22 protein-coding genes are annotated in these 23,655 nt (G+C 71.4%); 5 read left to right on the top strand and 17 right to left on the bottom strand.

The window, feature by feature from the left end; all coding sequences use genetic code 11:
- Nucleotides 1-18: 18 nt before the first annotated feature.
- Nucleotides 19-441 (bottom strand): (2Fe-2S) ferredoxin domain-containing protein, encoded by a 423-nt coding sequence (locus JHN63_RS14790; RefSeq protein ID WP_200680568.1) that lies wholly within the window; start codon nt 439-441, stop codon nt 19-21.
- 68 nt (nt 442-509) lie between these two features.
- Here JHN63_RS14790 and JHN63_RS14785 point away from each other — a divergent pair, with 68 nt between their 5' ends.
- Nucleotides 510-1,001, top strand: coding sequence for an HAD family acid phosphatase (locus JHN63_RS14785; RefSeq protein ID WP_200680566.1), 492 nt, complete (start codon nt 510-512; stop codon nt 999-1,001).
- Nucleotides 1,002-1,022: 21 nt separating this feature from the next.
- Here JHN63_RS14785 and JHN63_RS14780 read toward each other — a convergent pair whose 3' ends face one another.
- The 5 genes from JHN63_RS14780 to egtA all read right to left on the bottom strand — a co-directional run bounded on the left by JHN63_RS14780 (nt 1,023) and on the right by egtA (nt 5,699).
- Nucleotides 1,023-1,235 carry a dodecin gene (locus JHN63_RS14780; RefSeq protein ID WP_200680564.1) on the bottom strand — a complete coding sequence of 71 codons (213 nt, stop codon included), beginning with the start codon at nt 1,233-1,235 and terminating at the stop codon, nt 1,023-1,025.
- A 93-nt stretch (nt 1,236-1,328) separates the two neighbouring features.
- Nucleotides 1,329-2,291, bottom strand: coding sequence for an L-histidine N(alpha)-methyltransferase (egtD, locus tag JHN63_RS14775; protein WP_200680561.1), 963 nt, complete (start codon nt 2,289-2,291; stop codon nt 1,329-1,331).
- The gene (gene egtC / locus JHN63_RS14770) at nt 2,288-3,061 is read right to left on the bottom strand and encodes an ergothioneine biosynthesis protein EgtC (RefSeq protein WP_200680560.1); all 774 of its coding nucleotides are present in this window, start codon (nt 3,059-3,061) and stop codon (nt 2,288-2,290) included. Before egtC ends, egtD begins: the two co-directional genes overlap by 4 nt.
- The gene (gene egtB / locus JHN63_RS14765) at nt 3,061-4,392 is read right to left on the bottom strand and encodes an ergothioneine biosynthesis protein EgtB (RefSeq protein WP_200680559.1); all 1,332 of its coding nucleotides are present in this window, start codon (nt 4,390-4,392) and stop codon (nt 3,061-3,063) included. The genes egtC and egtB overlap by 1 nt, the downstream gene beginning before the upstream one ends.
- Nucleotides 4,389-5,699 carry an ergothioneine biosynthesis glutamate--cysteine ligase EgtA gene (gene egtA / locus JHN63_RS14760; RefSeq protein ID WP_200680558.1) on the bottom strand — a complete coding sequence of 437 codons (1,311 nt, stop codon included), beginning with the start codon at nt 5,697-5,699 and terminating at the stop codon, nt 4,389-4,391. Before egtA ends, egtB begins: the two co-directional genes overlap by 4 nt.
- 280 nt (nt 5,700-5,979) lie before the next feature.
- Here egtA and JHN63_RS14755 point away from each other — a divergent pair, with 280 nt between their 5' ends.
- On the top strand, nt 5,980-6,804 hold the full coding sequence (locus JHN63_RS14755; RefSeq protein WP_200680557.1) for a TIGR02452 family protein: 825 nt from the start codon (nt 5,980-5,982) through the stop codon (nt 6,802-6,804).
- A gap of 24 nt (nt 6,805-6,828) precedes the next feature.
- Here JHN63_RS14755 and JHN63_RS14750 read toward each other — a convergent pair whose 3' ends face one another.
- The 4 genes from JHN63_RS14750 to JHN63_RS14735 all read right to left on the bottom strand — a co-directional run bounded on the left by JHN63_RS14750 (nt 6,829) and on the right by JHN63_RS14735 (nt 10,630).
- Nucleotides 6,829-7,275: a type II toxin-antitoxin system PemK/MazF family toxin gene (locus JHN63_RS14750; RefSeq protein WP_200680556.1), complete on the bottom strand. Its 447-nt coding sequence runs from the start codon at nt 7,273-7,275 to the stop codon at nt 6,829-6,831.
- Nucleotides 7,276-7,331: 56 nt separating this feature from the next.
- On the bottom strand, nt 7,332-8,819 hold the full coding sequence (locus JHN63_RS14745) for a flotillin family protein (protein ID WP_200680555.1): 1,488 nt from the start codon (nt 8,817-8,819) through the stop codon (nt 7,332-7,334).
- Between the two features lie 144 nt (nt 8,820-8,963).
- Entirely contained in the window at nt 8,964-9,182 is a 219-nt protein-coding gene (locus JHN63_RS14740; protein WP_234476770.1) for a hypothetical protein, read from the bottom strand.
- A 26-nt stretch (nt 9,183-9,208) separates the two neighbouring features.
- On the bottom strand, nt 9,209-10,630 hold the full coding sequence (locus JHN63_RS14735; RefSeq protein ID WP_200680553.1) for an amidase: 1,422 nt from the start codon (nt 10,628-10,630) through the stop codon (nt 9,209-9,211).
- A 248-nt stretch (nt 10,631-10,878) separates the two neighbouring features.
- Here JHN63_RS14735 and JHN63_RS14730 point away from each other — a divergent pair, with 248 nt between their 5' ends.
- The gene (locus tag JHN63_RS14730) at nt 10,879-12,267 is read left to right on the top strand and encodes a glycoside hydrolase family 43 protein (RefSeq protein ID WP_200680551.1); all 1,389 of its coding nucleotides are present in this window, start codon (nt 10,879-10,881) and stop codon (nt 12,265-12,267) included.
- A gap of 76 nt (nt 12,268-12,343) precedes the next feature.
- Nucleotides 12,344-13,603, top strand: a complete 1,260-nt coding sequence (locus tag JHN63_RS14725; protein WP_200680542.1) for a glucarate dehydratase family protein — start codon at nt 12,344-12,346, stop codon at nt 13,601-13,603.
- Nucleotides 13,604-13,607: 4 nt separating this feature from the next.
- Here JHN63_RS14725 and JHN63_RS14720 read toward each other — a convergent pair whose 3' ends face one another.
- The 4 genes from JHN63_RS14720 to JHN63_RS52655 form a co-directional block, all read right to left on the bottom strand.
- Nucleotides 13,608-14,921 carry an MFS transporter gene (locus JHN63_RS14720; protein WP_200680540.1) on the bottom strand — a complete coding sequence of 438 codons (1,314 nt, stop codon included), beginning with the start codon at nt 14,919-14,921 and terminating at the stop codon, nt 13,608-13,610.
- Between the two features lie 310 nt (nt 14,922-15,231).
- On the bottom strand, nt 15,232-15,459 hold the full coding sequence (locus JHN63_RS52660; protein WP_234476767.1) for a hypothetical protein: 228 nt from the start codon (nt 15,457-15,459) through the stop codon (nt 15,232-15,234).
- Nucleotides 15,460-15,494: 35 nt separating this feature from the next.
- Nucleotides 15,495-17,096: a metallophosphoesterase family protein gene (locus JHN63_RS14710; protein WP_234476765.1), complete on the bottom strand. Its 1,602-nt coding sequence runs from the start codon at nt 17,094-17,096 to the stop codon at nt 15,495-15,497.
- 87 nt (nt 17,097-17,183) lie between these two features.
- Complete coding sequence (locus tag JHN63_RS52655) at nt 17,184-17,912, bottom strand: MFS transporter (RefSeq protein WP_307781894.1); 729 nt, start codon at nt 17,910-17,912, stop codon at nt 17,184-17,186.
- Between the two features lie 595 nt (nt 17,913-18,507).
- Here JHN63_RS52655 and JHN63_RS14700 point away from each other — a divergent pair.
- Nucleotides 18,508-19,581, top strand: a complete 1,074-nt coding sequence (locus tag JHN63_RS14700) for an AraC family transcriptional regulator (protein ID WP_200680538.1) — start codon at nt 18,508-18,510, stop codon at nt 19,579-19,581.
- 88 nt (nt 19,582-19,669) lie between these two features.
- Here the strand turns inward: JHN63_RS14700 and JHN63_RS14695 are convergent, their stop codons facing one another.
- Genes JHN63_RS14695 through JHN63_RS14685 form a run of 3 tightly spaced genes read right to left on the bottom strand, consistent with a single transcriptional unit; the run spans nt 19,670 to nt 23,303 of the window.
- Entirely contained in the window at nt 19,670-21,082 is a 1,413-nt protein-coding gene (locus JHN63_RS14695; protein ID WP_200680536.1) for an aldehyde dehydrogenase family protein, read from the bottom strand.
- Nucleotides 21,079-21,957, bottom strand: coding sequence for an SDR family NAD(P)-dependent oxidoreductase (locus JHN63_RS14690; protein WP_200680534.1), 879 nt, complete (start codon nt 21,955-21,957; stop codon nt 21,079-21,081). The genes JHN63_RS14695 and JHN63_RS14690 overlap by 4 nt, the downstream gene beginning before the upstream one ends.
- Nucleotides 21,954-23,303, bottom strand: a complete 1,350-nt coding sequence (locus JHN63_RS14685) for an NAD(P)-binding domain-containing protein (RefSeq protein ID WP_307781893.1) — start codon at nt 23,301-23,303, stop codon at nt 21,954-21,956. The genes JHN63_RS14690 and JHN63_RS14685 overlap by 4 nt, the downstream gene beginning before the upstream one ends.
- Between the last annotated feature and the right edge of the window lie 352 nt (nt 23,304-23,655).

Below are 23,655 nucleotides of genomic sequence, written 5' to 3'. Positions count from 1 at the left end.
CCCGGCCGGGCCGGGCCCTCACCGGCGCGATCGGACGCGGGCGTCCCGTGGCGGGTCGATGAACTGCAGCTCCAGCGTGATCGGCGGCTGTGCGAGCCCCGGTCCGCCCGCCGCCGCCCACTCCAGCACTTCCTCCGTGCAGTCGTCGTCCATCGCGAATCCGATCCAGGTCGGCCGCCCGCCGGCCCGGCGCCCCGCGGCCGACGGCTGGACGACGATCACGTTGGCCTGGTCGCAGGGGCCCAGACAGTCCGTCGTACGGACGCCGAAACCGTGCTCGGCGGCGCCGGACCGCAGCCGTTCCAACTGCCAGGCATGGTCGGTGCCGGGGTGTTTGCGCGGGTCGCCGCAGCAGCAGCCCCGGCAGACCACCAGGGTGCAGGGGCGCTCGCGGGCGGCGCCGATCAGGAAGGTACGGGGGGCGGGAGTGGCGGCAGACATGCCAAAAGCATGAGGCCAGGCCTCCGGAGCGGGCGAAGGGGGTCCCGCTGTCCGCCTAAGGTGGCCCGGTGACAGCTGACAGCAGGCGGCCACTCGCCGTGTTCGACCTCGACAACACCCTCGCCGACACGGCGCACCGGCAGCGGTTCCTGGAGCACAAGCCGCGCGACTGGGACGGCTTCTTCGGCGCCGCGTCGCAGGACCCGCCGCTCGCGGAGGGCGTCGCGCTGGCGCTGGAGTGCGCCGAGGAGTGCGAGGTCGTCTATCTGACCGGGCGGCCCGAGCGCTGCCGGCGCGACACGCTCGCCTGGCTCACCGCGCAGGGGCTGCCCGACGGGCGGGTCTTCATGCGGCGCAACGACGACCGCAGGCCCGCCCGGCGCACCAAGCTGGAGAAACTCAAGCAGCTCGCCCGCGACCGCGAGATCCGGGTTCTCGTGGACGACGACGAGCTGGTCTGCGACGACGCCGAGCGGGCCGGGTTCAGGGTCGTACGGGCCCGCTGGACCGCCCCCTCCGCCGCGCTGGAGGCGGCACAGGAGGGGGAGGGCCGGACCTGAGGGCTCTCGTCCTTACGGAGGTCAGTCGTCCTCGATGCGGAAGCCGACCTTCAGGCCGACCTGGTAGTGCTCGATCCGCCCGTTCTCGATCTGGCCCCTGACCTGCGTCACCTCGAACCAGTCGAGGCTGCGCAGGGTCTGTGCGGCGCGGGCGACGCCGTTGCGGATGGCCTGGTCGATGCCCTCGTGAGAGGTGCCGACGATCTCGGTGACCCGGTACGTGTGATCGGACATGCGGGTACTCCTCTCGGCCGTGACGGGCGCGTCACGCGTCACTCCACCGTGCCCCAAGGTGCGGCGGTACGCGAGACGGCCCGTCACCCGATATCAGCGCACCACGCTCAGTGACAGCGCGAAGCGGCCCTCCCGGTCGGTCCACCAGTGGGCCAACTCCAGCCCGGCCGACGCCAGTTCGGTCCGTACGCCGTCCTTGCGGAACTTCGCCGAGATCTCGGTGCGGAGTTCCTCGCCGGCCGCGAAGTCGACGGCGAGGTCCAGCGCCGGGATCTTCACGGTCTGGTCGGTGCGGGACCGCAGCCGCATCTCGATCCACTCGTTGTCGGCGTCCCAGAGGGCCACGTGGTCGAAGGCGCCGGTGTCGAAGTCGGCGCCCAGCTCGCGGTCCACCACGGTCAGGACGTTCTTGTTGAACGCGGCCGTCACCCCGGCCGCGTCGTCGTAGGCCCTGACCAGGACCTGCTCGTCCTTGACCAGGTCCGTGCCGAGCAGCAGCGCGTCGCCCGGGGAGAGCAGCGAGCGCAGACCGGCGAAGAACGTGGCGCGTTCCGCCGGGAGCAGGTTGCCGATCGTGCCGCCGAGGAACGCCAGCAGCCGGGGGCCCGGTGTCTCCGGCAGGGCGAGCGAGCCGGTGAAGTCGGCGATCAGGGCGTGTACGTCGAGCCCCGGCCGCTCCTCGATGAGGGCGTGCCCGGCCTGGGTGAGCGCGCTCTCGCTGACGTCGACCGGGACGTACAGGGCGAGGTCGGTGAACGCGTCGAGGAGGTGGCGCGTCTTGTCCGAGGACCCGGAGCCCAGCTCGACGAGCGTGCGGGCGCCGGTCGCGGCGGCGATCTCGCCGGCCCGGTCGAGAAGGATCTCCCGCTCGGCACGGGTGGGGTAGTACTCGGTCAACTCGGTGATCCGCTCGAAGAGTTCGCTGCCGTGGGCGTCGTAGAACCACTTCGGCGGGAGGGTCTTCGGGGTGCGGGTGAGGCCCTCCAGGACGTCGGCGCGCAGGGCCGCGTCGGTGGCGTCCTCGGGCAGGGTGCGGGTGAGAAGGAACGGACTCACGTGCGGGGCTCCTTCGGTGGTGCGAGGTCTTTCAGGGGGGTGAGGAGGACCTCGGCGCGGGTCGCGGTGAGCAGAGTGCGGTCGGGGACCTCCGTCCAGTGCGGGTCGTCGTCGTAGGGCTCGGAGGCCACGACCGTGCGGCGGCCGGGCTCCGCGAGGTACCAGAGGGTGTCGCCCCAGGCGGTCGCGGTGATCGAATCGCCGTTGGTGAGAAGAAGGTTGAGACGGGAGCCGGGGGCGGCCGAGGCGACCTCGACCACCGTGTCGGCCAGCGCCTGGCCCTCCTCGTCGCCCGCCCGCAGTCGGCTCAGGACCAGCGCCCAGACGAACGCCGAGTCGCAGCGGGCCTCCAGCGACAACAGGTCCACCGGCGGCAGGCGTTGGGCCAGTGCGGCCAACGTCTGCGGCCAGCCGGTGACGGCGCCGTTGTGGCTGAACAGCCAGGGGCTCGCGGCGAACGGCGCCGCCGCGGCCTCCCCGTCCGCACCCGCGAACGTCGCGTCCCGTACGGCGGCCAGCAGCGCCCCGGAGCGGACCACCCGGGCCAGGTCGGCGAAGGACTGGTCGCCCCAGATGGGCACGGCCCGCCGGTAGCGGCCCGGCACCGGGTCGCCCCCGGCATACCAACCCACCCCGAAACCATCGGCGTTGACCGTCCCGTGCTTCTGCCGACGCGGCTCCCAGGACTGGCGGTACAGGCTGTGCTCCGGGTCCACGAGGAGCCGGCCCAGCGGCTCCTCGGGTCCCAGGTACGCCAGATGACGGCACATCAGACGGCCCCCGAGCGGGCCGTACGGAATCCGGAGAAGATCTGCCGCCGGATCGGATAGTCCCAGTTGCGGAACGTGCCCCGGCAGGCCACCTCGTCCACGGCGAACGAACCGCCCCGCAGCACCTTGTACTCGGGGCCGAAGAACACCTCCGAGTACTCCTTGTACGGGAACGCCCTGAACCCGGGGTAGGGCAGGAAGTCGCTCGACGTCCACTCCCACACGTCACCGATCAACTGGCGTACGCCCAGCGGTGATTCGCCCGCCGGATAGCTGCCCGCGGGTGCCGGGCGCAGGTGGCGCTGCCCGAGGTTGGCGTGCTCCGGGGCCGGGTCGGCGTCGCCCCACGGGTAGCGCATCGAGCGGTCGTTCACCGGGTCGTGGCGGGCCGCCTTCTCCCACTCGGCCTCGGTGGGCAGCCGGCGTCCGGCCCAGCGGGCGTAGGCGTCGGCCTCGTACCAGCACACGTGCACGACCGGCTCGTTCGGCGGTACGGCCTCCGTGACGCCGAACCGGCGCCGCAGCCACTGGCCCGCCTCCCGGCGCCAGAACTCCGGCGCCGTAAGGGAGTTGCGGCGGACGTGCGCCCAGCCCTCCTTCGTCCACCAGCGCGGGTCGTCATAGCCGCCGTCCTCGATGAACGCCAGATACGCGCCGTTCGTCACCGGGGTCGTGTCGATGTAGAACGGCGCCACCTCGCGGCGGTGCGCGGGCTTCTCGTTGTCCAGGGCCCACGGTTCGGTGGAGGTGCCCATCGTGAACGGGCCGCCGGGGACGAGGACTTCGGTCGGGCCGGTGAACAGCGGGACCGGTTCCGGGTCCGGCGCCGTCAACGCCTGCGGTCCCGTGCGGAGCTGATGGGTGATCAGCATCGTTTCGTCGTGCTGCTGTTCGTGCTGGGCGACCATCCCGAAGGCGAAGCCCATCTCGGTGAGCCGCGTCCCGCGGAAGGCATGGCTCTCCAGCACGTCCGTCACCCGGCCGCGCACCTCGGCCGCGTACTGCCGGGCCTCCGCGGGCGGCAGCAGCGGCAGCGAGGGACGTTCGGAGCGCGGGTGCTCGAACGCGTCGTAGAGGCCGTCGATGTCGGGCCGCATCGCCTCCCGGCCGCCGACGGCGCGCAGCAGCCACAGCTCTTCCTGGTTGCCGATGTGCGCGAGGTCCCAGACCAGCGGGGACATCAACGGCGAGACCTGCGCGGTGAGTTCGGGCTCGTCCACGCAGCTCGTCAGGAGCGTGGTGCGGTCCCGGGCCGTGGTGAGGGTGGTCAACGCCCGTTGCCTGAGCGCCTCGATATCGATGTCATCAACGGTGGTGTCGGCGTCGGTCATGTGAGCATGTCCTTCCCGTGCGGGCGGCTGTCCGTGCCGCGCACGCGGTCGAGCAGATCGTCGGCGGGGCAGCGGCCCCGGATGACATAGCGGTCGAAGTACGCCCGGACCGCGTCCGTGACCTCGGCGGTGGCACCCAGCCGGGGCAGGGCCTCCAGCGCCGTCGCGAAGCAGACGAGGGCTGCCTCGTGCAGCTCCGGGTCGGACAGGCCGTAGCGGGCCGCGTCGATCCACAGCGGATTGTGCGGCGCGGGCAGCCCCTGGGTCCGTTCGGCCAGCGGCTTCACGGCCCGGTACGCCGTCTCGGCGGCCTCGGGGTCGTCGAACAGGGCCGTCGTCACGGCCAGCGGCACGATCCAGCCGTCGTCCCCGGGCTGCGCGTCGATCATGCGCAGTTCGAGATGTCCGCGCGGTCTGACCGGCGGGAACAGGGTCGTGACGTGGTAGTCGAGGTCCGCGCGGGTCGGCGGCCTCGGCGACCCCGATCTGATCCACTCCCGGAAGGTCAGCTCCTCCGGGACCTCCCACGGGCCCTCGTCCTGCCGTATGCACATCACCGGCGAGTCCAGGACGTGGTCGGTCCAGGCGTCGCGCGGCTCCGCGTCGAGCGGAGGGCCGCCCGCCCGGCCGGTGCCGATCTCCATCCAGATCAGCTGCCGCGTGGAGCGCCAGCCGGTCGGGCTGCGGCCCACCAGCGGGGAGTTGGCGAACGCGGCCACCAGGACCGCGCCCAGTTGGTGGGCCAGCCACCAGCGCCGCCCGAGGCCGAGCGGACCCGGCTCCTCGTGACCGGCGTCCAGGCACACCTGTACGGACGCCGAGGTGCACATCATGCGGCGGCCCGCGGGGCCGGTGCGGTCGAGGCAGGCTTCCATCGCGTCGTAGCGCGGCTCGTGCAGGAAGCGGCGCGGGGGGTGCCAGGGATCGTGGCCGACGCCGACCAGTCCCAGGCCGTCACGGCGCAGCACCGCGCGGACGGCGTCGAGATCTTCGGAGACGGAACCGATGCACTCCATCAGGGAGGTGGCGGGCGACGAGCTGAGTTCCAGCTGGCCGCCGGGCTCGACGGTGAGCGCCGACCTCAGAGGCACGGTCTTCAGAGCGGCGTAGGCCGCCGCCAGTCGTTCGGGTGTCACGGGGAGCTGCGGCAGCCGCAGCTCGTGGACGAGCCATTCCACCTCGACCCCGAGGGTGCGAGGTGGACCGGTCTTGAAGCAGATGCCCCTGACCAGGGCCTCCACCTCGGGTTCGGTGACCGCGACGGCGGGCTCGGTACAGTCGCTACAGTCACTTGCCGTATCGGACATGTCGGGATCCTCCTGAGATTCCACCATGCCACCGGCCCGGTTTCGGTTGGGCCCGGGTCGGCACACTCGTACCACCCAAGACCCTCGCGGCTGGTCGCACAAGGGTGCGTATTGCCACGTTCGGGAACGGTAATCTCCGGTTCTCCGGCCGTTCGCGGGGCCCGGAAACTCCGTTGCACCGCACGACCAGCATCGCTCAGGATGCAGGTATGAGCACGACGGGGGAGAGCACGGGGGAGATCGCGGGGCGCGCGCTCATGGCGTACACGGGGGTTATGCCATGAGCGCGCGCCTGCGCGGCATCGCGCAGCAGACCGAGCAGATCGTGGCCGCCGGCGCCTACCGCGCGGCGGACGGGCACGAGGTGTCCATCGCCGTGAAGACCGGGGCGGCCCGCGCGGGCACGCACCTGTACGGGCCGGAACCGCTGTGGATACCACCGTTCACGACCGTGGAGACGGTCTTCGAGGTCACCGGCGAGAGCAGCCTGGAGGCCGCCCGCCGCCTGACCGGCCCGGTGGCCGTCCTGAACTTCGCCTCGGCCCGCAACCCCGGCGGCGGTTTCCTCAACGGCGCACAGGCCCAGGAAGAGGCCCTGTGCCGCGCCTCCGCGCTGTACACCTGCCTGCTTCAGGCCCGCGGTTTCTACGACCATCACCGCGCCCACCGCGATCCGTTCTACACGGACCGGGTCATCCACTCACCGGCCGTTCCGGTCTTCCGCGACGACAAGGGACGCCTCCTGGACGAGCCGTACACCGCGGGCTTCCTGACCGCCGCCGCGCCGAACGCGGGGGTCGTGCTGCGCACGGCACCGGAGCGCGCCGCCGAGCTGCCGCGGGCCGTCGCCGTACGGGCGGAGCGGGTGCTGGAGACGGCGCTCGCGCACGGCTACCCGCGGCTGGTCCTGGGCGCCTGGGGCTGCGGAGTGTTCCAGAACGACCCGGCGCAGGTCGCGGGCGCCTTCCGCGCGCTGCTCGGGCCGGGCGGACGGTTCGCCGGGGCCTTCGAGCACGTGGTGTTCGGCGTCCTGGACCGCACACCGGGTGCCACGGTCCGGGACGCCTTCGTCCGGGCCTTTCCGGAGCGTCAGCTCCAGAGCTAGCCGCTCAGCTCCAGAACCAGCCCCTCAGGTCCAGCCGTAGCGCTCGTGCAGGCGGTGGCGGACGAGGTTGAAGCGCATCTGGTCGATCGCGCAGGCCTCGCGGCGCATGCCGTCCTCGTGCAGGCGCAGGACGCGGTCCACGTCGACCCACGAGTCGCGGCCGGACTTGTCCCACGGGCCGCTGCCGATCGCCACCCACTCGCGGTCGCCGTCGTGCCGCTTGCTGGAGAGCTGGACGGCGAGCAGGGTCCCGCCGGGCTCACGGGCCACGACGAGGACCGGGCGGTCCTTGCCCCGGCCGTCGTTCTCCTCGAACGGCACCCAGGTCCAGACGATCTCGCCGGGGTCCGGGTCGCCGTCGTGCGCGGGGGAGTACTCGGCACGGACCTTGCCGACCTCGCGGGGGTCGGCCTCGGTGGTGGCGGAGGGGCCGAAGCGGCCCGGGACGTTCTCATCGGTATACGCGGTCACGGAGGCACCTTAGAACGTGCCTCCGTGACCGCGGACGCCGGGCGCCCGTCAGACGATCACTTCTCGTCCTTCTCCACCGGCACCTTCTGCGACGGCGGTGCCGTGCTCCCGTTCAGGGCCGAAGTCCCGTTCGGGGTCTGGCCGTTCTGGTTCATCGAGGAGAGCAGTTGGCGGGCCAGACCGAGGCCCGTGCCGCCCATGGTGAGCGCCTTGGCGAGCATCTCCGCCATGCCGTCGGCCCCGTTGAGGACCACCATGTTGTCGACGCTGCCGAACGCGGACGCGCCCGCCTTCACGATCTCCGGCCAGTTCTCGGCCAGTTGCTGCGCGACCACCGCCTCCTGGTTCTCGGCGAGGGCCGCGGCCCTCGCCTTGATGGCCTCCGCCTCGGCGAGACCCTGGGCCCGGGTCGCCTCGGCGGCGGCCAGTCCCTTCGCCTGCGCGGCGGCTGCCTCGGCCTCACCGGTGGCCCGGGTGGCCGTCGCGGCGGCGGCGCCGCGTGCCTGGGTCGCCTCGGCCTCGGCGTTCGCGGCCGTCTTGATCCGGCTCGCCTCGGCCAGGGCCGCCAACTCGGTCTCCTTCGCCTTGGCCTGCGCCGCGGAGATCCGTGCGTCGCGCTCGGCCTCGGCGCGGGCCCGGGTCTCGTACGCCTGGGCGTCCGCCGGCTTGCGGACGTCCGCCTGGAGCTGCTGTTCCCGGCGCAGGGCGTCGAGTTCGGCGATCCGGGTCTCCTGGACGACGACGTCCTGCCGGGCGGCGGCGTCCGCGAGCGGTCCGGCCTGTCGGGCCTTCGCCGCCGCCTTGTCGCGCTCGGCCTGGTAGCCGGCCTGGAGGATCTCGCTGTCCCGGGTGGCCTCCGACATCCGGGCCGCGGCCTTCTGCTCGGCCTCGGTGGCCAAACGGTTCGCCTCGGCCTGTGCGATGCGCGCGTCCCGGTGCACGGCCGCGGCGTGCGGCATCGCCAGGTTCTTGATGTACCCGGTCGGGTCCTCGATCTCGTGGATCTGCAGCGAGTCCACGATCAGACCCAGCTTCTCCATCTCCGTACCGCACGCGGCACGGGTCTGGCCCGTCAGCTTCTCCCGGTCGCGGATCATGTCCTCGACCGTCAACCCGCCCACGATGGACCGGAGATGACCGGCGAACACGTTGTGCACCCGCTCCGACATCATCTTCTGCTGGTCGAGGAAACGACGGCCCGCGTTCGCGATCGACACGAAGTCGTCGCCCACCTTGAAGATGACCACGCCCCGCACCTTGAGCGGAATGCCCTGGGTCGTGACGCAATCCACGTGCAGCTCGGTCTCGTTGAGGTCCAGCGAGATCTTGCGCACCGCCTGCACACCCGGCAGCACCAGCGTGCCGCGCCCCGTGACGATACGGAACCCCATGCCCTCTTCAAGGCCTTCGGTACGGTGCTTGGAGCCCGAGATGATGAGTGCCTCGTTGGGCTCCGCGACCCGCCACATCGACTTGAACAGACCGATCAGTGCGAGGACGGCGACAAGCGCCACCCCCGCTACGACGCCGATGACCATCGGCATACGCCCCCTTGTGATGGTGCCCTTTCGGCACCGAACGAAGGGAGTGTGCGCCTGTGCGACACCGGGGTACAGACGTTGACGGATCCTTGTTGCAATCTTGACGCGAACGCCCTTGGAACGGCTCTCACCTGCGAGGGAGCACGCTCAACTGTCGTACGCCTCTGTGACGTAGACGGTACGTGGCGGTAGGTATTCCACGACCATCACCACCGTCCCCCGCTCGATCCGGCCCGTGCCGGTGGCGGCGTACGCGAGGAAGTGCTCGGCGCCCCCGCGCACCCGGACGATCACCTCGCCGACGAGCCCGGGTCCGACCGTCCCGGTGACCCGTCCCATCAGCCCGACCATCGACGCATCCTGCATGGTCACAGGGTACGGGCCGAACAGGCTTATACCGCCGGTGAATCCGCGGCGATCGGCTCCGGCCACCGCTCGTGCCAGCGCAGGTCCGCCTCCACCTGGGCGGCGAGCGACAGCAGCAGGGGCTCGCTGTGCGACGGGCCCAACAACTGGGCGCCGACGGGGAGTCCGCCCGCCACGAAACCCGCGGGGACGTTGACGCCGGGCCAGCCGAGGATGTTCCACGGCCAGGCATACGGACAGGCGGCGATCATCGCGCGGTCGGTGGCCAGACCGTTCAGATCGAGCATCGCGCCGACTGCGGGCGGAGGCGCGGCTGTTGTCGGCGCGAGGACCACGTCGTACCTCCCGAAGAACGCGCCGAACCGGTCGTGCAGGACCGCCTCCGTGCGCCGGGCCGCCCGCAGCGGGGTCCCGTCGAGCCGTCGGCCGAGGCGCGCGGCCTCCAGGGTGCGCCGGTCGAGGAGTTCGGGGTACGGCGCCTCGCGGACCCGCTCGGCGAGACCGACGGTGGCGCGGGGGAGGAAGGTCAACCCGATCTGTCCGTACGGCGGATCGTCCTCCACGACCGTGTGGCCCAACTGGGCCAGCTTCTCGGCGAGTTCGAGGACCCGAGCCCGCACCTCCGGGCGCAGCCGGGCCGGCAGCGCGGTGAACGGCGGCTTCAGGGAGAGCGCGATACGCAGTCGCCCGGGGTCGCGGCCCACCGCTTCCGTCCCGCTGATCGCGGGCGGCCGGTGCGGGTCCTGGGCGTGGTTGCCGCTCGCCGCGTCCAGGAGCAGCGCCGCGTCCGCGACCGTGCGCGCGAGGGTGCCGTTGACCGTGATGCCCTGGAAGGACTCGCCGCGCGGCCAGGTCGAGATACGGCCGCGCTGCGGTTTGACGCCGATGAGATGGGTCCAGGCGGCCGGGATGCGCACCGAACCCGCGCCGTCCGAGCCGAGCGCGGCCGGGACCAGTCCCGCGGCGACCGCCGCCGCCGAGCCACCGGACGAACCCCCGGGCGTATGACGGGAGTTCCATGGATTGCGGGTCGCGCCGAACGCGGGTCCCTCGGTGAACGGCCACTGCCCGAGCTCGCAGGTGTTCGTCTTCCCGACGATCACGGCACCGGCCGCCCGCAGCCGCCGTACCGCCTCGCCGTCCTCGGCCGCCGGAGGGAAGTCTCCCCGGCAGCCGAACGCGGTCGGTTCGCCCGCCACGTCCGTGTCGTCCTTGACGGCGACCGGTACGCCGAGCAGCAACCGGCGGACTCCGGCGGCCAGTTCGCGGTCCGCCGCGTCGGCCTCGGCGAGTGCCGCCTCCCTCCGTACGATCCGAAAGGCGTTGAGAGAGGCCTGAGTCGACTCGATCCGGGACAGGGCCCGCTCGGTCAGGGTCCGTGCGGTCACCTCCCCGGCGGCCAGTGCTCGGGCGGACTCGGCCAGGCCTGCGGAACGGTCGGGCGTCATGGCGGGCACCTCCGGAGGGGCGTGGTCTACCGAACGGTAACGTCCGGGCGCCCGGCATGGTGCGGATGCGGCAACCTGCCCTGGGAAGTGGGCGGTTCGGGCTGCGCGACAGGCTTCCCACAGAGATCACCCAGCACTGTGCAAAGCATTGACGTACTCCTGCCCCACCCCTACCTTCTGACCGACTTGGCGAACCATGTTCGACATGGCGAACCAGCGAATCCACCGAGTCTCCGGGAGAGCCGCCCGTGACCACACGTCCCCCCACACCGTCCCGTCGCGCCCTGCTGCGCGCGATGGCCGTCCTGCCCGCCTCGGCACTCGTCCTGGGCGAGGCCCCCGGACTGCTCGGCACGGCCCTGGCCGCCGCCCCCACCGCCGGCTACGCCACCCTCTACACCATCGTCCCGTTCCTCAACAGCGACGACGGCACCGTCAACGTCTACCAGTCCGACGACGCCACCGACTTCCGGCTCGTCCAGTCCTCGGCCTACACCCCGCCGAGCAACCGCATCCGCGACGCGAGCGTGTTCAAGCACACCGACGGTTACTACTACCTGACGTACACCACCCACACCTGGGAGGACGTCAGCACCACCATCGGCTTCGCGCGCAGCACCGACCGGGTCAACTGGACCTTCCTGTACGACTACACGGTCCCGATCACCGACCTGTCCCGTGCGTGGGCGCCCGAATGGTTCGTCGACGCCGACGGCAGTGTCAACGTCATCGTGTCCTGCTCCACCACCGACGACGAGTGGATCTTCACGCCGTACCGGCTGAAGGCGACCAACTCCGCGCTGACGGCGTGGAGTTCGCCGGTCGCGCTGTCCGGCATCGGCTCCAACCACATCGACACGTACATCGTGCGGATCGGCTCGACCTACCACGCCTTCACCAAGAACGAGACGGCGAAGTACATCGAGTACGCCACCGCCTCCAGCCTCACCGGCCCCTACACGATCTCGAAGACCGGCGACTGGGCCGGCTGGGGCAGCTACCGCGAGGGACCCTCGGTCGTCCAGCTCGACAACGGCGGCTGGCGGATCTTCTTCGACGGCTACGGCGACGGCACCTACTACTACAGCGACAGCTACGACACCTTCGCCACCTGGTCCGCGCCGACCGCGCTGACCACCCTCTCCGGCACGGCACGCCACTTCACGGTCATCAAGGAGACGGTGTCCGGCGGCCCGAGCCTCGCGACCGGAGTCACCCGCTCCTTCCGGTCCGCCAACTACACCACCCGCTACTGGCAGGAGGTGTCCTCCCTCCTCAACCTGCCGGTGGTGACCAGCGCCAGCACCACAGCGCTGAAGCAGGCGTCCACGTTCACCGTCGTCGCCGGCCTCGCCGACGCGACCGGCTTCTCCTTCCGGGACTCCGCGGGCAACTACCTGCGCCACTACGACTTCCGGGGCCGTTTCGACGCCAATGACGGCACGACGACGTTCGCGAAGGACGCCACGTTCTATGCCCGGACCGGCACCACCACCGGGGCGCTGCGCTTCGAGTCGTACAACTACCCCGGCCACTACCTGCGCCACTACAACTACCAACTCCGGGTGGACCCGACCGACGGCACGGACCTCTTCCGGACGGACAGCTCGTTCGTGCCCGTGACGGCCTGGGCCTGAGGGGCGACTGAGGACCCGTGGGGCGGGGCAGGATGCTCGTGACATCGATCGGCCATGGCCTGGAGGCGCTGGGCGCATGAGCAGTACGGCAGGAAGCCGGATCCGTGAGCTGATCGTCACCCCGATCGCCTTCCGTGACCCGCCCCTTCTCAACTCCGACGGCGTCCATGAACCGCTCGCCCTGCGCTGTGTTCTCCAACTCCTGCTGGAGGACGGCACCGTGGGCCTCGGCGAGACCACGGGCGGCGCGGTCCGGCTGGAGCGACTCGAGACGGCGGCGAAGGTCGTGGTGGGCCTGGACGTCTTCGACACGACGGCCGTCCTCGCCGCCATCGAAGCCGCCCTGCGGCCCACCGTCCCCGGCTCCCACGAACGCGCCTGGACCACCTCGGCGGTCGAGGTGGCCTGCCTCGACGCCCAGGGCAGGCTGCTCGGCCGCCCGGTCAGCGACCTGCTCGGCGGCAAGGTCCGTGATGCCGTGCCCTTCGCCGCGTACCTCTTCTACAAATGGGCCGAGCACCCCGCCCTCGACGGCAGGCCGGCGGTCGGCGACGCCTGGGGCGAGGCGCTGGACCCGGCCGGGATCGTCGAGCAGGCCCGGCTGATGCAACAGCGCTACGGCTTCCGGTCGTTCAAGCTCAAGGGCGGTGTCTTCCCGCCCGACGAGGAGATCGCCGCGATCAGGGCACTGGCCGAGGCCTTCCCGGGGCAGCCGCTGCGTCTGGACCCCAACACGGCCTGGACGGTGGAGACATCGGTGTACGTCGCCGAGCAACTGGACGGCGTCCTGGAGTACTTGGAGGACCCGACCGCCACCATCCCCGGGATGGCGCGGGTCGCGAAGGAGTCACCGCTCCCGCTGGCCACCAACATGTGCGTGATCGCCTGGGAGCATCTGCGGCCCGCGATCGAACAGCGCGCGATCCAGGTCCTCCTCACCGACCACCACTACTGGGGCGGACTGCGCAGGACCCGCGAACTGGCCGTCGTCTGCGAGGTGTTCGGGCTCGGTGTGTCCATGCACTCGAACTCGCACCTGGGCATCAGCCTTGCCGCCATGACCCATGTCGCGGCGACCGTCCCCAACCTCGACCACTCCTGTGACACGCACTACCCGTGGAACGCGGCCGACGACATCGTCGTCCCCGGCGTGCTGGAACTGCGCGACGGCGCGGTCGAGGTGCCCACCGGCCCCGGCCTGGGCGTGGAGCTCGACCTCGACGCCCTCGACCGGTCGCACCGGCTGTACCTGGACTCGGGCCTGCGCGGCCGGGACGACACCGCCTACATGCGACGCGTCCGGCCCGACCACGACCCGCGGCTACCGAAGTGGTGACGGGTCAACGAGGCCTGGTGGAGGGTTCGTTGGAGAGCATGGCGTGGGGTGCCCGGTCGGCGGACGCGCGTAGCGTCGGCTCGTTGCGCAGCCGTACGAAGGTGATGGCCAGGGCGAGCGCCTGGACGAGGGCGCAGCACAGGACGACCGTGTTCAGATGGGCCGGTGGGGTCACGGCGACGAGGATGCCGGCCACCGGGAAGGGCAGCAGCAGGAGCAGCATGGTCAGGGAGAGCGTGGTGCCGAAGGCCGTCGCCGGGATCACCAGCGAGCGCAGGGTGCGCAGGACCACGGTGAGACCGCCGTCGCCCGCCATGAACAGCGCTATGAGGACCACATAGGCGGCGTAGGACGGGGCCTGCGGGAGCGCCAGACAGGCCGCGGAGGCGAACGTCGCGCACACCACCCCCACACCCCACAGGTCGACCCGGCTCAGGGCGAGCCGGCAGAACGTGATCGCCAGCAGGGTCGCGGCAGCGGCGGCGGACCACAGCGTGCCGACGTCGGCGGAGGAACGGCCGAAGTTCTGCACCACGATCACGGGACTGGCCGACTGGAGCAGACCGAGGGCGAGATTGGAACAGGCCAGGCCCGCCACCAGCCAGCGCAGCGCGGGAACCTTGTGCAGCATGCGCAGCCCGGTCCGCAGACTGCCCGGTGTCCGCTCGCCGTCCGGGCGGGCGGAGCGCAGCGGGGTCGGCGGGGTCTGCAGGCCGAGCACCGCCGCCAGCAGGGACAGCGCGGTCAGGCAGCCGAGCATCCAGCCCGGGCCCACCAGCAGCAGGAAGCCCGCGAGCAGGGGACCGACGAGCATGGCGGTCTGGTCGATGCCGATGAGGACCGACTGCACTCCGTGCGGCCGGTTCTCCGCCCGCCGGGTGACGATCGCGCCCACCGCCTCGTTGGCGACGAAGCTGAACTGGGTCAGGGTGCCGGTCACCGCGGCCAGCACCAGCACGGTCACCGTCTCCGCGGTTCCCCGCGGCAGCATCGCCAGCGCTACGGCCGCCCCGGCCAGCACCAAGGCCCGCAGCAGCGAGGCGAGGAAGCACACGATCGCCGCGCCGCGCCGGTCCACCACTTTGCCGGCCAGGACGAACGCGGCGATCCTCGGTGTCCACTCCAGGGCGAACGCCAGACCCGTCAGCGACGAGGAACGGGTGATCGCCAGCACCAGCAGAGGCATGGCGTACGTCGCCATGGAGAACGCCAGGGCGTCGCTGGTGCGGGGTGCGTAGATCCGTCGGAACAGACTGCCGGACGGAACGGCTGCATGGCGACCGGCCGGAGGCCGGTCCTCGTGCAGGGTGATGGCCACGGAGTGGAGGCTTTCGGTGAGACGTGTCACGGAGGGGGAAACGGGCGGAACCGGCCTGGGACGCAAAGAATTCGCGGAAGGCGGGGAGTGAGTAAATCGCCTGCGAGCAAAGGGAGTTGAGGCGTGAAATATAGCGCAGTCAAATGAGTTCCGGCATATCCGGTGCGGACTTCTCCGCACGGTGTACGCGACACCTCCCCCGGCCCGGCCGACAGAAGGCGAAAAGAAAGCCGCTTTGTCGCAAATAAGGCGCGGGGGCGGAGGCATTCACGGCATTTCCGATCGCGCTCACCAGGGCACCGGCCGTCACCTACCGGCGGAAGAAACCGCACCGGCCGAACTCGGCCATCGTGACGAACCGCGGCACGTGCGACAGTTGGCCCGGAATCATATATGTCGCCGCCGGTATGCCGAACAACGACTTCCGGTCCGGGAACTCGTCCTTGGCGAAGGCGAACACGGCAAGGCGTCGAAGAACAGCGCCGGGAGATACGGGGAAGGCCCGCGTGTTCAGGGCCGGACGCACCGCGGCGGCCACCGGCATCATCCCGGTGGCCGCCGCGGTGCGTCCTGTCAGTAGGTGTGGCCGGCCTTCTTGACCTTGCGGGCGACCGTGAACCGGTCGACCTCGGCTCCGGTCGCGGCCAGCGCCCGCACCGTGAGGGTCGTCGTACGGCCGGGCGTCGCGGGGGCGACGTCGACACGGATGAACGAGTAGCCGGTGTAGCGGACCCGGGACCAGTCGACGTTCTCGGTGACCTTGCCGTCCTTGCCCGTCCAGTACGTCGGCACCGAGTCGACCGCGTCCTCGTGGCCCTCGTAGCTGTCGGCCACCGGGAAGCTGTACACGCTCTCGCCGCCCGCGCCCGCCGTCACGTACACGACACCGCCACGGGTCGGCTCGTGGGTGCCGCCGATGGGCAGGGTCCGTACGGCCTTGTCCTGGACGACCGGGTCGGTGCGCTCGTAGACGTGGTTGTGGCCGTTGACCACCAGGTCCACCTGGTGCTTCTCGTACAGCGGCACCCACTGCTCGCGCACCCCGCCCTCGGAGGCGTGCGAGGTGGTGGTCGAGAAGGCGCAGTGGTGGTGGAAGACGACGATGAAGTCGACGTCCGCACGGGCCCGCAGCTCGGCGAGCCGCTTGTCGAGCCAGGCGGTCTGCTTGCCGCCGGTGTAGCCGATGTTGGCGGGGATCTCGTACGACACGTCGTTCGCGTCGACCGACACCACACCCACGTTGCCGTGCACGAAGGAGTAGACGCCGGGAGCTGACGTGGCGTCAAAACCGTTGCCGGGCAGGGTGAAACGGGCCTCGTTGCCGCCGTAGCCGTTGGGGGAGTACCAGGACTCCATGTCGTGGTTGCCGAACGCCACCATCCACGGCACCCGGCTGGAGAGCGGCTCGATCTGCGCCAGGAACGAATCCCACTGGCGGGCGTCGTAGTTGCTCGCGTCCCCGGGCAGCCCGTGCCCGGTCTCCTCCGCGTAGCAGATGTCGCCCGCGTGCAGATGGAACGCCGGACTCTGCGCCTGGACAAGGGCGTTGAGGCCGATCGAGGTGTAGCTCGGGTTCTGGTCACCGAAGGCGGTGAACGTGAACGGCCGGGTGCTGTGCGTGCGGGGAGCGGTCCTGAAGGAGTAGATCGTGTGCGCGGCGCCCGCGTCGGCCGGGTCGAAGCCGTCGTGGCCGACGCCGTAGTAGTACGTCGTGTCGGGGCTCAGATTGTCCAGCGCCGCGTGCACGTAGTACTGGTCGATGTCGGCGCTCTTGCCGATCCCGGTGGGCGTGAACAGGTCGCGCACCTCCGCCGGTATGCGGTGGCTCAGGTCGAGGGGGCTTCGGCCGATACGGAGGAACGGTTTGTTGACGGGCAGCGGGACCTGCCACGACACCCGCATCTGGGTCCGCGGATCGGCGCCGTAGGCGAGGTGTCTGCCGAACGGCGCGACCAGCGAGCCGTGTACGGCGGCGGTGGCGGAACCCGTCACCAGCGTGGGCGTCGCGGCCGCCGCGACACCTCCGCCGCCCGCGAGGGCGACACCGGTGGCGGCGACCGCGCCACCGCGCAGCAGACCGCGCCGGGAGAAGGCGCGGCGGAGGTACTCGTGTTGCTCGGGCATGCTCAGGGTGTCGGCGAGCCGGTCGGGAAGGCCCATGCGAGGAGTGTTCATGGGCGCGACGCTGGCAGCGGCGGTTGAACGACCGATTGCCGTCTACCCATGGACTGGCCATATCCCGCCCATCGCCTGGCTTGTCTCCTACGTCTCGGATGTCCCCGGCGGCCGGGTGAAGTGGCGGGCACCGGTCAGGACGAGTACCGCCAGGGCGGCCGGCGCCGCGTACGCGAGCCGGAACTCGCCGGTGGAACCGAGCAGCCCGCTCACCGCGCCGCCGGTGACGACGCCCGCGTAGTTGAAGAGGTTCAGCCGGGCCAGCACCGTCTCCGAGGCGGTGGGCCGCAGCCGCGCGGCGGAGGCCAGACACAGCGGGGCCAGCACCGAGGCCCCCAGCCCCACCCCGCCCGCCGCGAGCACGGCGACCGGCCAGCTCGGAGCCGCGGCCATGCCCAGCAGGGTGCCCGCCACCACCAGGGCCGCCGTACGGACGACGGCGACGCTGCCGACCCGCTGCACCAGCCGGTCCACGGTCGCCCGGCCGACGACCGTGCCCGCCTGGTACGCCGCGTACGCCATCGGCGCCACCGAGAGCGAGGCGTCGAGGGTCCCCCGCAGATACACCGCCGACCAGGCCGACACGGTCGAGTCCACGACGTAGACGACGAGGAGGACCAGCCCGAAGGGGAGCAGCCGCAGCCACAGCCGACGCCCCAACGGCGCCTGCGCGGTGGGCTCTTGGACGGATACGGGAAGCGTGTGCGTGCGCAGGCAGGCCGCGACGATCAACAGGACGCCTGCCTGCACGGCCAGCCTCGCCCACCGGCCGGTCCAGTCGCGCCGCCCCGGCGGTGAGCAGGGCCGCGAGCACACCACCCACGCTCCACGCCGTGTAGAACGACCCGAAGACGCTACGGCCGTAGGCGCGTTCGATCGCGGCGGCCCGGGTGTTGATCCCGACGTCGAGGCCGCCGACGGCGAGGCCGAAGAGGACGTACGCGCAGATCACGGTCTGCGGGCCGGGGGCCCAGCCGATCAGCGTCAGGGCGACGGCCGCCGTGAGGAGGGCCCCGCGCACCGTCGCGACCGGGCCGGCGACGCGGACCGCGGCCAGCGCCAGGAAGCTGCCGACCCCCGCCGTCAGGGCCACCCCGACCAGCGTGCCGGTGGTCACGAGCGGGGACAGTCCCAGGTGTTCGGTGACGGCCGGGACGGTCGTGTACACGGCGGCGACGGACATGCCCTGCGCGGCGAACGCGAGGGTCGTCGCCCTGCGGGCACCGGCCCGGTCGGCGGGGCGTCCGACCCGGGCTCGGCCCGGAGTGCTGACTGACATGCACGGACCGTAGTCAGCCGTGGCGGGGCGGACGCAGGACGCCGGGGGCCGTTGAGGGGACTTCGGCGGCCACCACCCGCGACCGGTGGTGCCCGGACGCTTACGGTGGTCGCCCATGAGGAGGTGACCGCGATGTTCCCTGCCCCGGCCGACCCGCCCGGGACCAGCCGCAGCACGTCCGCGACGATCCAGCCGAACATCCTGCGCTATCTCGTCCTCGTCGCCGACGCACGCGGCATCGACCTACGGCCCCTGCTCAGCGAGGTCGGCCTCGACGAGACGCTGATGCGCTCCGCCGCGCTACGGGTGTCGTACCGGCAGGGCAGCGCGGTGATCCGGCGCGCGGTGGAACTCACCGGGGACGAACAGCTCGGCCTGCGGGTCGGCGCTGCCCAGCACCTGACCGCGTGGGGACTGCTCGGCTTCGCGCTGCTCGCCGACGACACGCTCCGGCACGCCATCGAGACGGGCGTGAACTACCAGAACCTCTCCGGCGCGATGACCGTGTGGTCGACCGGACTCGGCGAGGACGGCGCCTTCGTCCTGCGCGCCGATCTCCCCGACCCCGCCGTCGACCCGAGCGTGGCGTCCTTCCTGATCGAGGAGGGCTTCGCCTCCGTGATCACCCTGTCCCGACTGGCCGTCGGCCCGGACTTCGCCCCGCGCGTGGTGGAGTTCTCCGCGCCACCACCCCGCCGACGCGAGCTGTACGGCGCCCTGTTGGGCTGCCCGGTCCGCTTCCGCGCCCCGGCCGACCGCATCGTCATCGACCCCGCGTGGGCACGCGCCCGGATGCCCGGCCGGGACCCGGTGACCTACGCCTCGACCCTGGAGACCCTCGACGCCCAACTGGCCTCCCGCACCGGCCGGCAGGACCTCCTCGAAGTGCTGGAGGTGTCCGTCGCGCAGAGCCTCCCGGTGATCCCGTCCTTCGCCGAGCAGGCCCGACGGCACGCGACGAGCGAACGGACCCTGCGCCGCAGACTCGGCGACTGCGGCACGACGTACGAGGCGCTGGTCGAGGGCGTCCGCCGGGAACGCGTCGAACAACTGCTGCTGCGCCCGGAGTTGACGCTCCGTGAGATCGCGCACCGCGCGGGATTCTCCGACGAACGGGCCCTGCGCCGCGCGGTACGCCGCTGGCACGGAGCCTCACCGGTCCAGGTGCGGGAGCGGCTCCTCCAGGCGGCGGGGCACCGCGAGTGACCTGGTCAACAGGTCCATGACCACGGCGTGTTCTCACGCGGGCCGATCAACAGGTCGGTAACCAGGCCGTGTTCACATGCTGTCCTGCTCAACGCGTGCGGATCCAGACCGTCTTCTCCCGCGTCCACTGCTCGAAGGCGTTCGTCGACTTCTCCGCGCCACCGAACCCCGACTGCTTCCAGCCGCCGAAGGGCGTGGTGATGTCCCCCTCGCTGTACGCGTTCACGGACACCACCCCCGCCTCGATGCCCCGCGCCAGCCGCAGCGCCGTGTCGAGATCACGGGTCCACACGGAGGCGGCGAGCCCGTACTCGGTGGCGTTGGCCTTCCGTACCGCCTCGTCCTCCGAGCCGAAGGTCTCGACGGTGACCACGGGACCGAACAACTCCCTGGTGAGTACGGCGCTTTCGGCGGGGGCATCGGTGATCACGGTGGGCGGACAGTAGGCGCCGTACGCGGGCAGCCCGTGGGGGAGTCCCGCGGTGTGGATCCGGGCCCCGGCCGCCCGCGCGGCCTCCACGGCGCCCGTGACCCGGTCCAGGGCGGCGCGATCGATGAGCGGCCCCTGCTGGGTGCGGGGGTCGGCCGGGTCGCCGATGACGAGCTGCCGTGCCGCGGCGACGAACCGTTCCACGACCTCCTCGGCGATGCTGTGATGCACCAACACCCGTGAACCGGCGGTGCAGTTCTGCCCCATCGTCAGGAACGCGGCCTCGATCATGGCGCCGATGAGCTCGTCGCCGTAGGAGAGCGCGTCGGGCAGCAGGATCTGGGGGCTCTTGCCGCCCATCTCCAGGGAGACGCGCTTGAAGTTGCTGTCGGCGGCTGCCCTGAGGATGTGGCGGCCGGTCGCGGTGGAGCCGGTGAAGGACAGGGCCTGGACGAGCGGGTCGCGGGCGAGGGCCGCTCCGGCTTCCGCGCCGTGGCCGGGCAGGACGGTCAGTACGCCGTCGGGGAGGCCGGCCTCGGTGGCGAGTGCGGCCAGGTGCAGGGCCGAGCGCGGGGTCGCCTCGGCCGGTTTGAGCAGCAGGCAGTTGCCGGCCGCGAGCGCGGGACCGAGCTTCCAACTCGCCATCGCCAGCGGGTAGTTCCAGGGAAGGACCGCCGCGCCGACGCCGACCGGTTCGCGCGTGACGAGACCAAGCGCGTCGGGTCCGCCCGGCGCGACCCGGCCGAAGACCTTGTCCGCCGCCTCGGCGAACCAGCGGACCGACTCGATCGCGCCCGGCACGTCCCCCGTACGGCACTCGGTGATGGGCTTGCCCGCGTCCTCGCTGTCCAGCCGGGCGAGGAGTTCGGCGTCGCGGTGCATCAGGTCGGCGAGGCGGAGGAGTACGGCGCCGCGTTCGCGGACCGGAAGCCGCGACCACACCCCGGAATCGTGGACGTGACGGGCCTGTTCGGCGGCCTTGGTGACGTCGTCGGCGCTCGCGGCGGGGAGGGTGGCGAGCTGTTCCCCGGTGGCGGGGTTGACGATGTGCAGTGTGTCCTTCGAGGTCATGCCTTCTCCACCAACTCCCAGCGTCCGTCGGTCTGTCGGGCCAGTCCGCGGCCGCGGAGTTCCTCCAGATAGCGGGCCATGCCGCGGTCGCCGCGCCTGCGGAACAGAGGGAAGAGCCTGGGCAGCAGATTCGGGACGAGCATCGCGCAGCGCACCAGCCGGGACTCACCGGACCGGGGGTAGGCCTCCAGGCGGGGCCTGTCCAGCAGGCTCACCACAGCCGCCACGACGTCGGCGGGCTGTTGCGGCTGATCCTGGAACTGCATCGAGTTGCCGCCGTCCACGGCCTCCTGACGCAGCATCCGGGTGTCGGTCGCCGAGGGCAGCACCGACCCGGCCAGGATGCCCTTGCCCCGCAGATCGAGGCCGATGGCGAGCATCGCGCCGCGCAGCCCGAACTTGGACGCCGTGTAGATCGGGGTCTCGCCCAGCGGGAAGATCCCGCCGAGCGAGACGGTGGTGACCACGCGGGCGTCCCGGGAGGCCTTCAGCAGGGGGATCGCGATCCGGGTGGCGACCAGCGGGGAGGTCAGATTGAGGGCGATCTCCCGCTCGATGCTCTCGACGCTGCGGACGTCGAAGCGCTCCGAGCTGGTCATGCCCACGTTGTTCACCAGCACGTCGAGACGCCCATGGACCTCGGCGACCTGCTCGAACAGCCGCTCAAGCTCGGCGCGTCGGAGCAGATCGCAGCCGATGCCCGTGTGCCCGGCGCCGGGCAGCTCCGCGGCCACCTTCTCGGCCCGGACCCCGTCGATGTCGACGACGACACAGCGCGCGCCGCCCGCGGCGAAGCGGTGGCACAGCGCGCTGCCGATGCCGCCCGCGCCGCCGGTCACCAGCACGACCTTGTCGGTGAGGTCGAACCGGCTCATGCCGTCGCCTCCACGCGGTGCGCCGACCGCACCGGCGGTGCCTGGCCCTCGGTGCGCCAACCCATCTGTCGGGCGACCTTGCCGAGATACTTCACGAACGCCCCGCTGTCGACGTAGCCGGTGTGGCGGGGTGAGTCGACGAACTTCAGCCCGCCGGACAGATCGGGCCGGTCGGCACGGATCATCTGCGTGAACCGCTCGGCGCCGGGCAGACCGTGACGTGCGTCGCTCAGATACCCGGCTATCAACTGTGCCTGGGTGTCGAAGAGTTGGTACGCGCCGGAGTTGGTCTCGACGAACCCGATGCCGAACAGGCCCCGGTGCTCCCGCGAGAAGGACGACAGATACAGGTCGGGATGCTGCTCGTCGCCGAAGTACCTTTGCGCGACCGGCACTTTGTGCACATAGCCGGTCGCCAACAGGATCAGGTCGACGTCGTCGCTCGTGCCGTCCGTGAAGTGCACGGTGCTGCCCTCGGCGCGCGCGATGCCGGGCCGGGCGGTGATGTCGCCGTGCTGGAGGTGGTGGATCAGCATCGAGTTGATGGCCGGGTGCGTCTCGAAGAGCTTGTGGTCCGGCTTCTGCAGGCCCAGGCGGGTCGGATCGCCGTTGACGATCCGCAGCAGTCCACCGAAGACCCGCTGCGCCAGCCACATCGGCAGATGAGGCCCGCTGTTGGCGATCGTGTCCACCGGCCGCCCGAACAGATGCTTCGGGATGAACCAGTACCCGCGCCGCATGCTGATCACCGCACGGTCCGCCGTCCGGGCCGCGTCGCACGCGATGTCGCAGCCGGAGTTCCCCGCACCCACGACCAGCACCCGCTTGCCCCGCAGCTCCTCCGCGCTGCGATAGCCGGCGGTGTGCCGGACCTCCCCGGCGAACTCACCTGGAATCTCAGGGATGTTGGGACTCCACTGCGAGCCCGTGCACACCACGACCTGCCCGTGCAGGCTCTCCCGTCCGTCGGCCCGGACGACCGTCCAGGTGCCGTCCGCGTTCTTCTCCACGCGCTCCACCGCGGTACCGAACTCGATCCGTTCGCTCAGCCTGTAGGCCTCGGCGAAGGACCGCAGATACGACAGGATCTGCCGGTGCGGCGGATAGTCCGCGAAGTGCTCCGGCATCGGGAAACCGCCGAAGCCCGACAGGGTCCGGCTGGAGATGAAATGGGCCGACTCGTACATCGGGCCGCCCGGGTTCTCGATGTCCCAGATACCGCCGAGCCCGGTGTGCCGCTCCAGATGCGTGTACGGCAGCCGCCGCTCGGCCAGCGCCCTGGCGACGGCGAGCCCGGCGGGCCCCGCCCCGATCACACACGTGTCCAACTGGCTGTCTTCCTGCACGAGCCTGCCTCCTCGGTCGTCCCGTTCCACGGGTGGTGGAGGAACCGTATGCAGGCGCTGAGCTGCGGGAACTGACCCGCGCGGCCAGAGACCGGACCTCAGCGGCCGGGGCGTGGCCGGGGCGGCACGAGGGGGACGGCCGGGAACTCCGGAAGGTGAGGGGCCGTTACGCAAAGAGAGTCTTGGGGCGGAGATGAAGAAGTTTTCCCCCGAGCCCCGAGTGCACAGGCCGATCACCCGAGTCACGAAGTCCGCCCAACTCCCTTTCACGCAGCCCCCGTTCACCCCCACTCGTCCCCGGAGGCCCGAACGATGACCCGGATCCACCCCCACGCGCACCCCCGGCCCACCC

Source organism: Streptomyces sp. MBT65 (genome assembly GCF_016612545.1).
Taxonomy (GTDB): Bacteria; Actinomycetota; Actinomycetes; order Streptomycetales; family Streptomycetaceae; genus Streptomyces.
Note: the sequence above shows the minus strand (reverse complement) of the source record. Positions and strands in the feature narration are given on the sequence as shown.

What these genes read in the sequence shown, in the direction of transcription:
- JHN63_RS14780 (WP_200680564.1), bottom strand. Translation starts at nt 1,235, where the DNA reads ATGTCCGATCACACGTACCGGGTCACCGAGATCGTCGGCACCTCTCAC.
- JHN63_RS14740 (WP_234476770.1), bottom strand. Translation starts at nt 9,182, where the DNA reads ATGCAGGATGCGTCGATGGTCGGGCTGATGGGACGGGTCACCGGGACG.
- JHN63_RS14725 (WP_200680542.1), top strand. Translation starts at nt 12,344, where the DNA reads ATGAGCAGTACGGCAGGAAGCCGGATCCGTGAGCTGATCGTCACCCCG.
- JHN63_RS14745 (WP_200680555.1), bottom strand. Translation starts at nt 8,819, where the DNA reads ATGCCGATGGTCATCGGCGTCGTAGCGGGGGTGGCGCTTGTCGCCGTC.
- JHN63_RS14695 (WP_200680536.1), bottom strand. Translation starts at nt 21,082, where the DNA reads ATGACCTCGAAGGACACACTGCACATCGTCAACCCCGCCACCGGGGAA.
- egtB (WP_200680559.1), bottom strand. Translation starts at nt 4,392, where the DNA reads ATGACCGACGCCGACACCACCGTTGATGACATCGATATCGAGGCGCTC.
- JHN63_RS14755 (WP_200680557.1), top strand. Translation starts at nt 5,980, where the DNA reads ATGAGCGCGCGCCTGCGCGGCATCGCGCAGCAGACCGAGCAGATCGTG.
- egtC (WP_200680560.1), bottom strand. Translation starts at nt 3,061, where the DNA reads ATGTGCCGTCATCTGGCGTACCTGGGACCCGAGGAGCCGCTGGGCCGG.
- JHN63_RS14700 (WP_200680538.1), top strand. Translation starts at nt 18,508, where the DNA reads ATGTTCCCTGCCCCGGCCGACCCGCCCGGGACCAGCCGCAGCACGTCC.
- JHN63_RS14710 (WP_234476765.1), bottom strand. Translation starts at nt 17,096, where the DNA reads ATGAACACTCCTCGCATGGGCCTTCCCGACCGGCTCGCCGACACCCTG.
- egtA (WP_200680558.1), bottom strand. Translation starts at nt 5,699, where the DNA reads ATGTCCGATACGGCAAGTGACTGTAGCGACTGTACCGAGCCCGCCGTC.
- JHN63_RS14690 (WP_200680534.1), bottom strand. Translation starts at nt 21,957, where the DNA reads ATGAGCCGGTTCGACCTCACCGACAAGGTCGTGCTGGTGACCGGCGGC.
- JHN63_RS14790 (WP_200680568.1), bottom strand. Translation starts at nt 441, where the DNA reads ATGTCTGCCGCCACTCCCGCCCCCCGTACCTTCCTGATCGGCGCCGCC.
- JHN63_RS14735 (WP_200680553.1), bottom strand. Translation starts at nt 10,630, where the DNA reads ATGACGCCCGACCGTTCCGCAGGCCTGGCCGAGTCCGCCCGAGCACTG.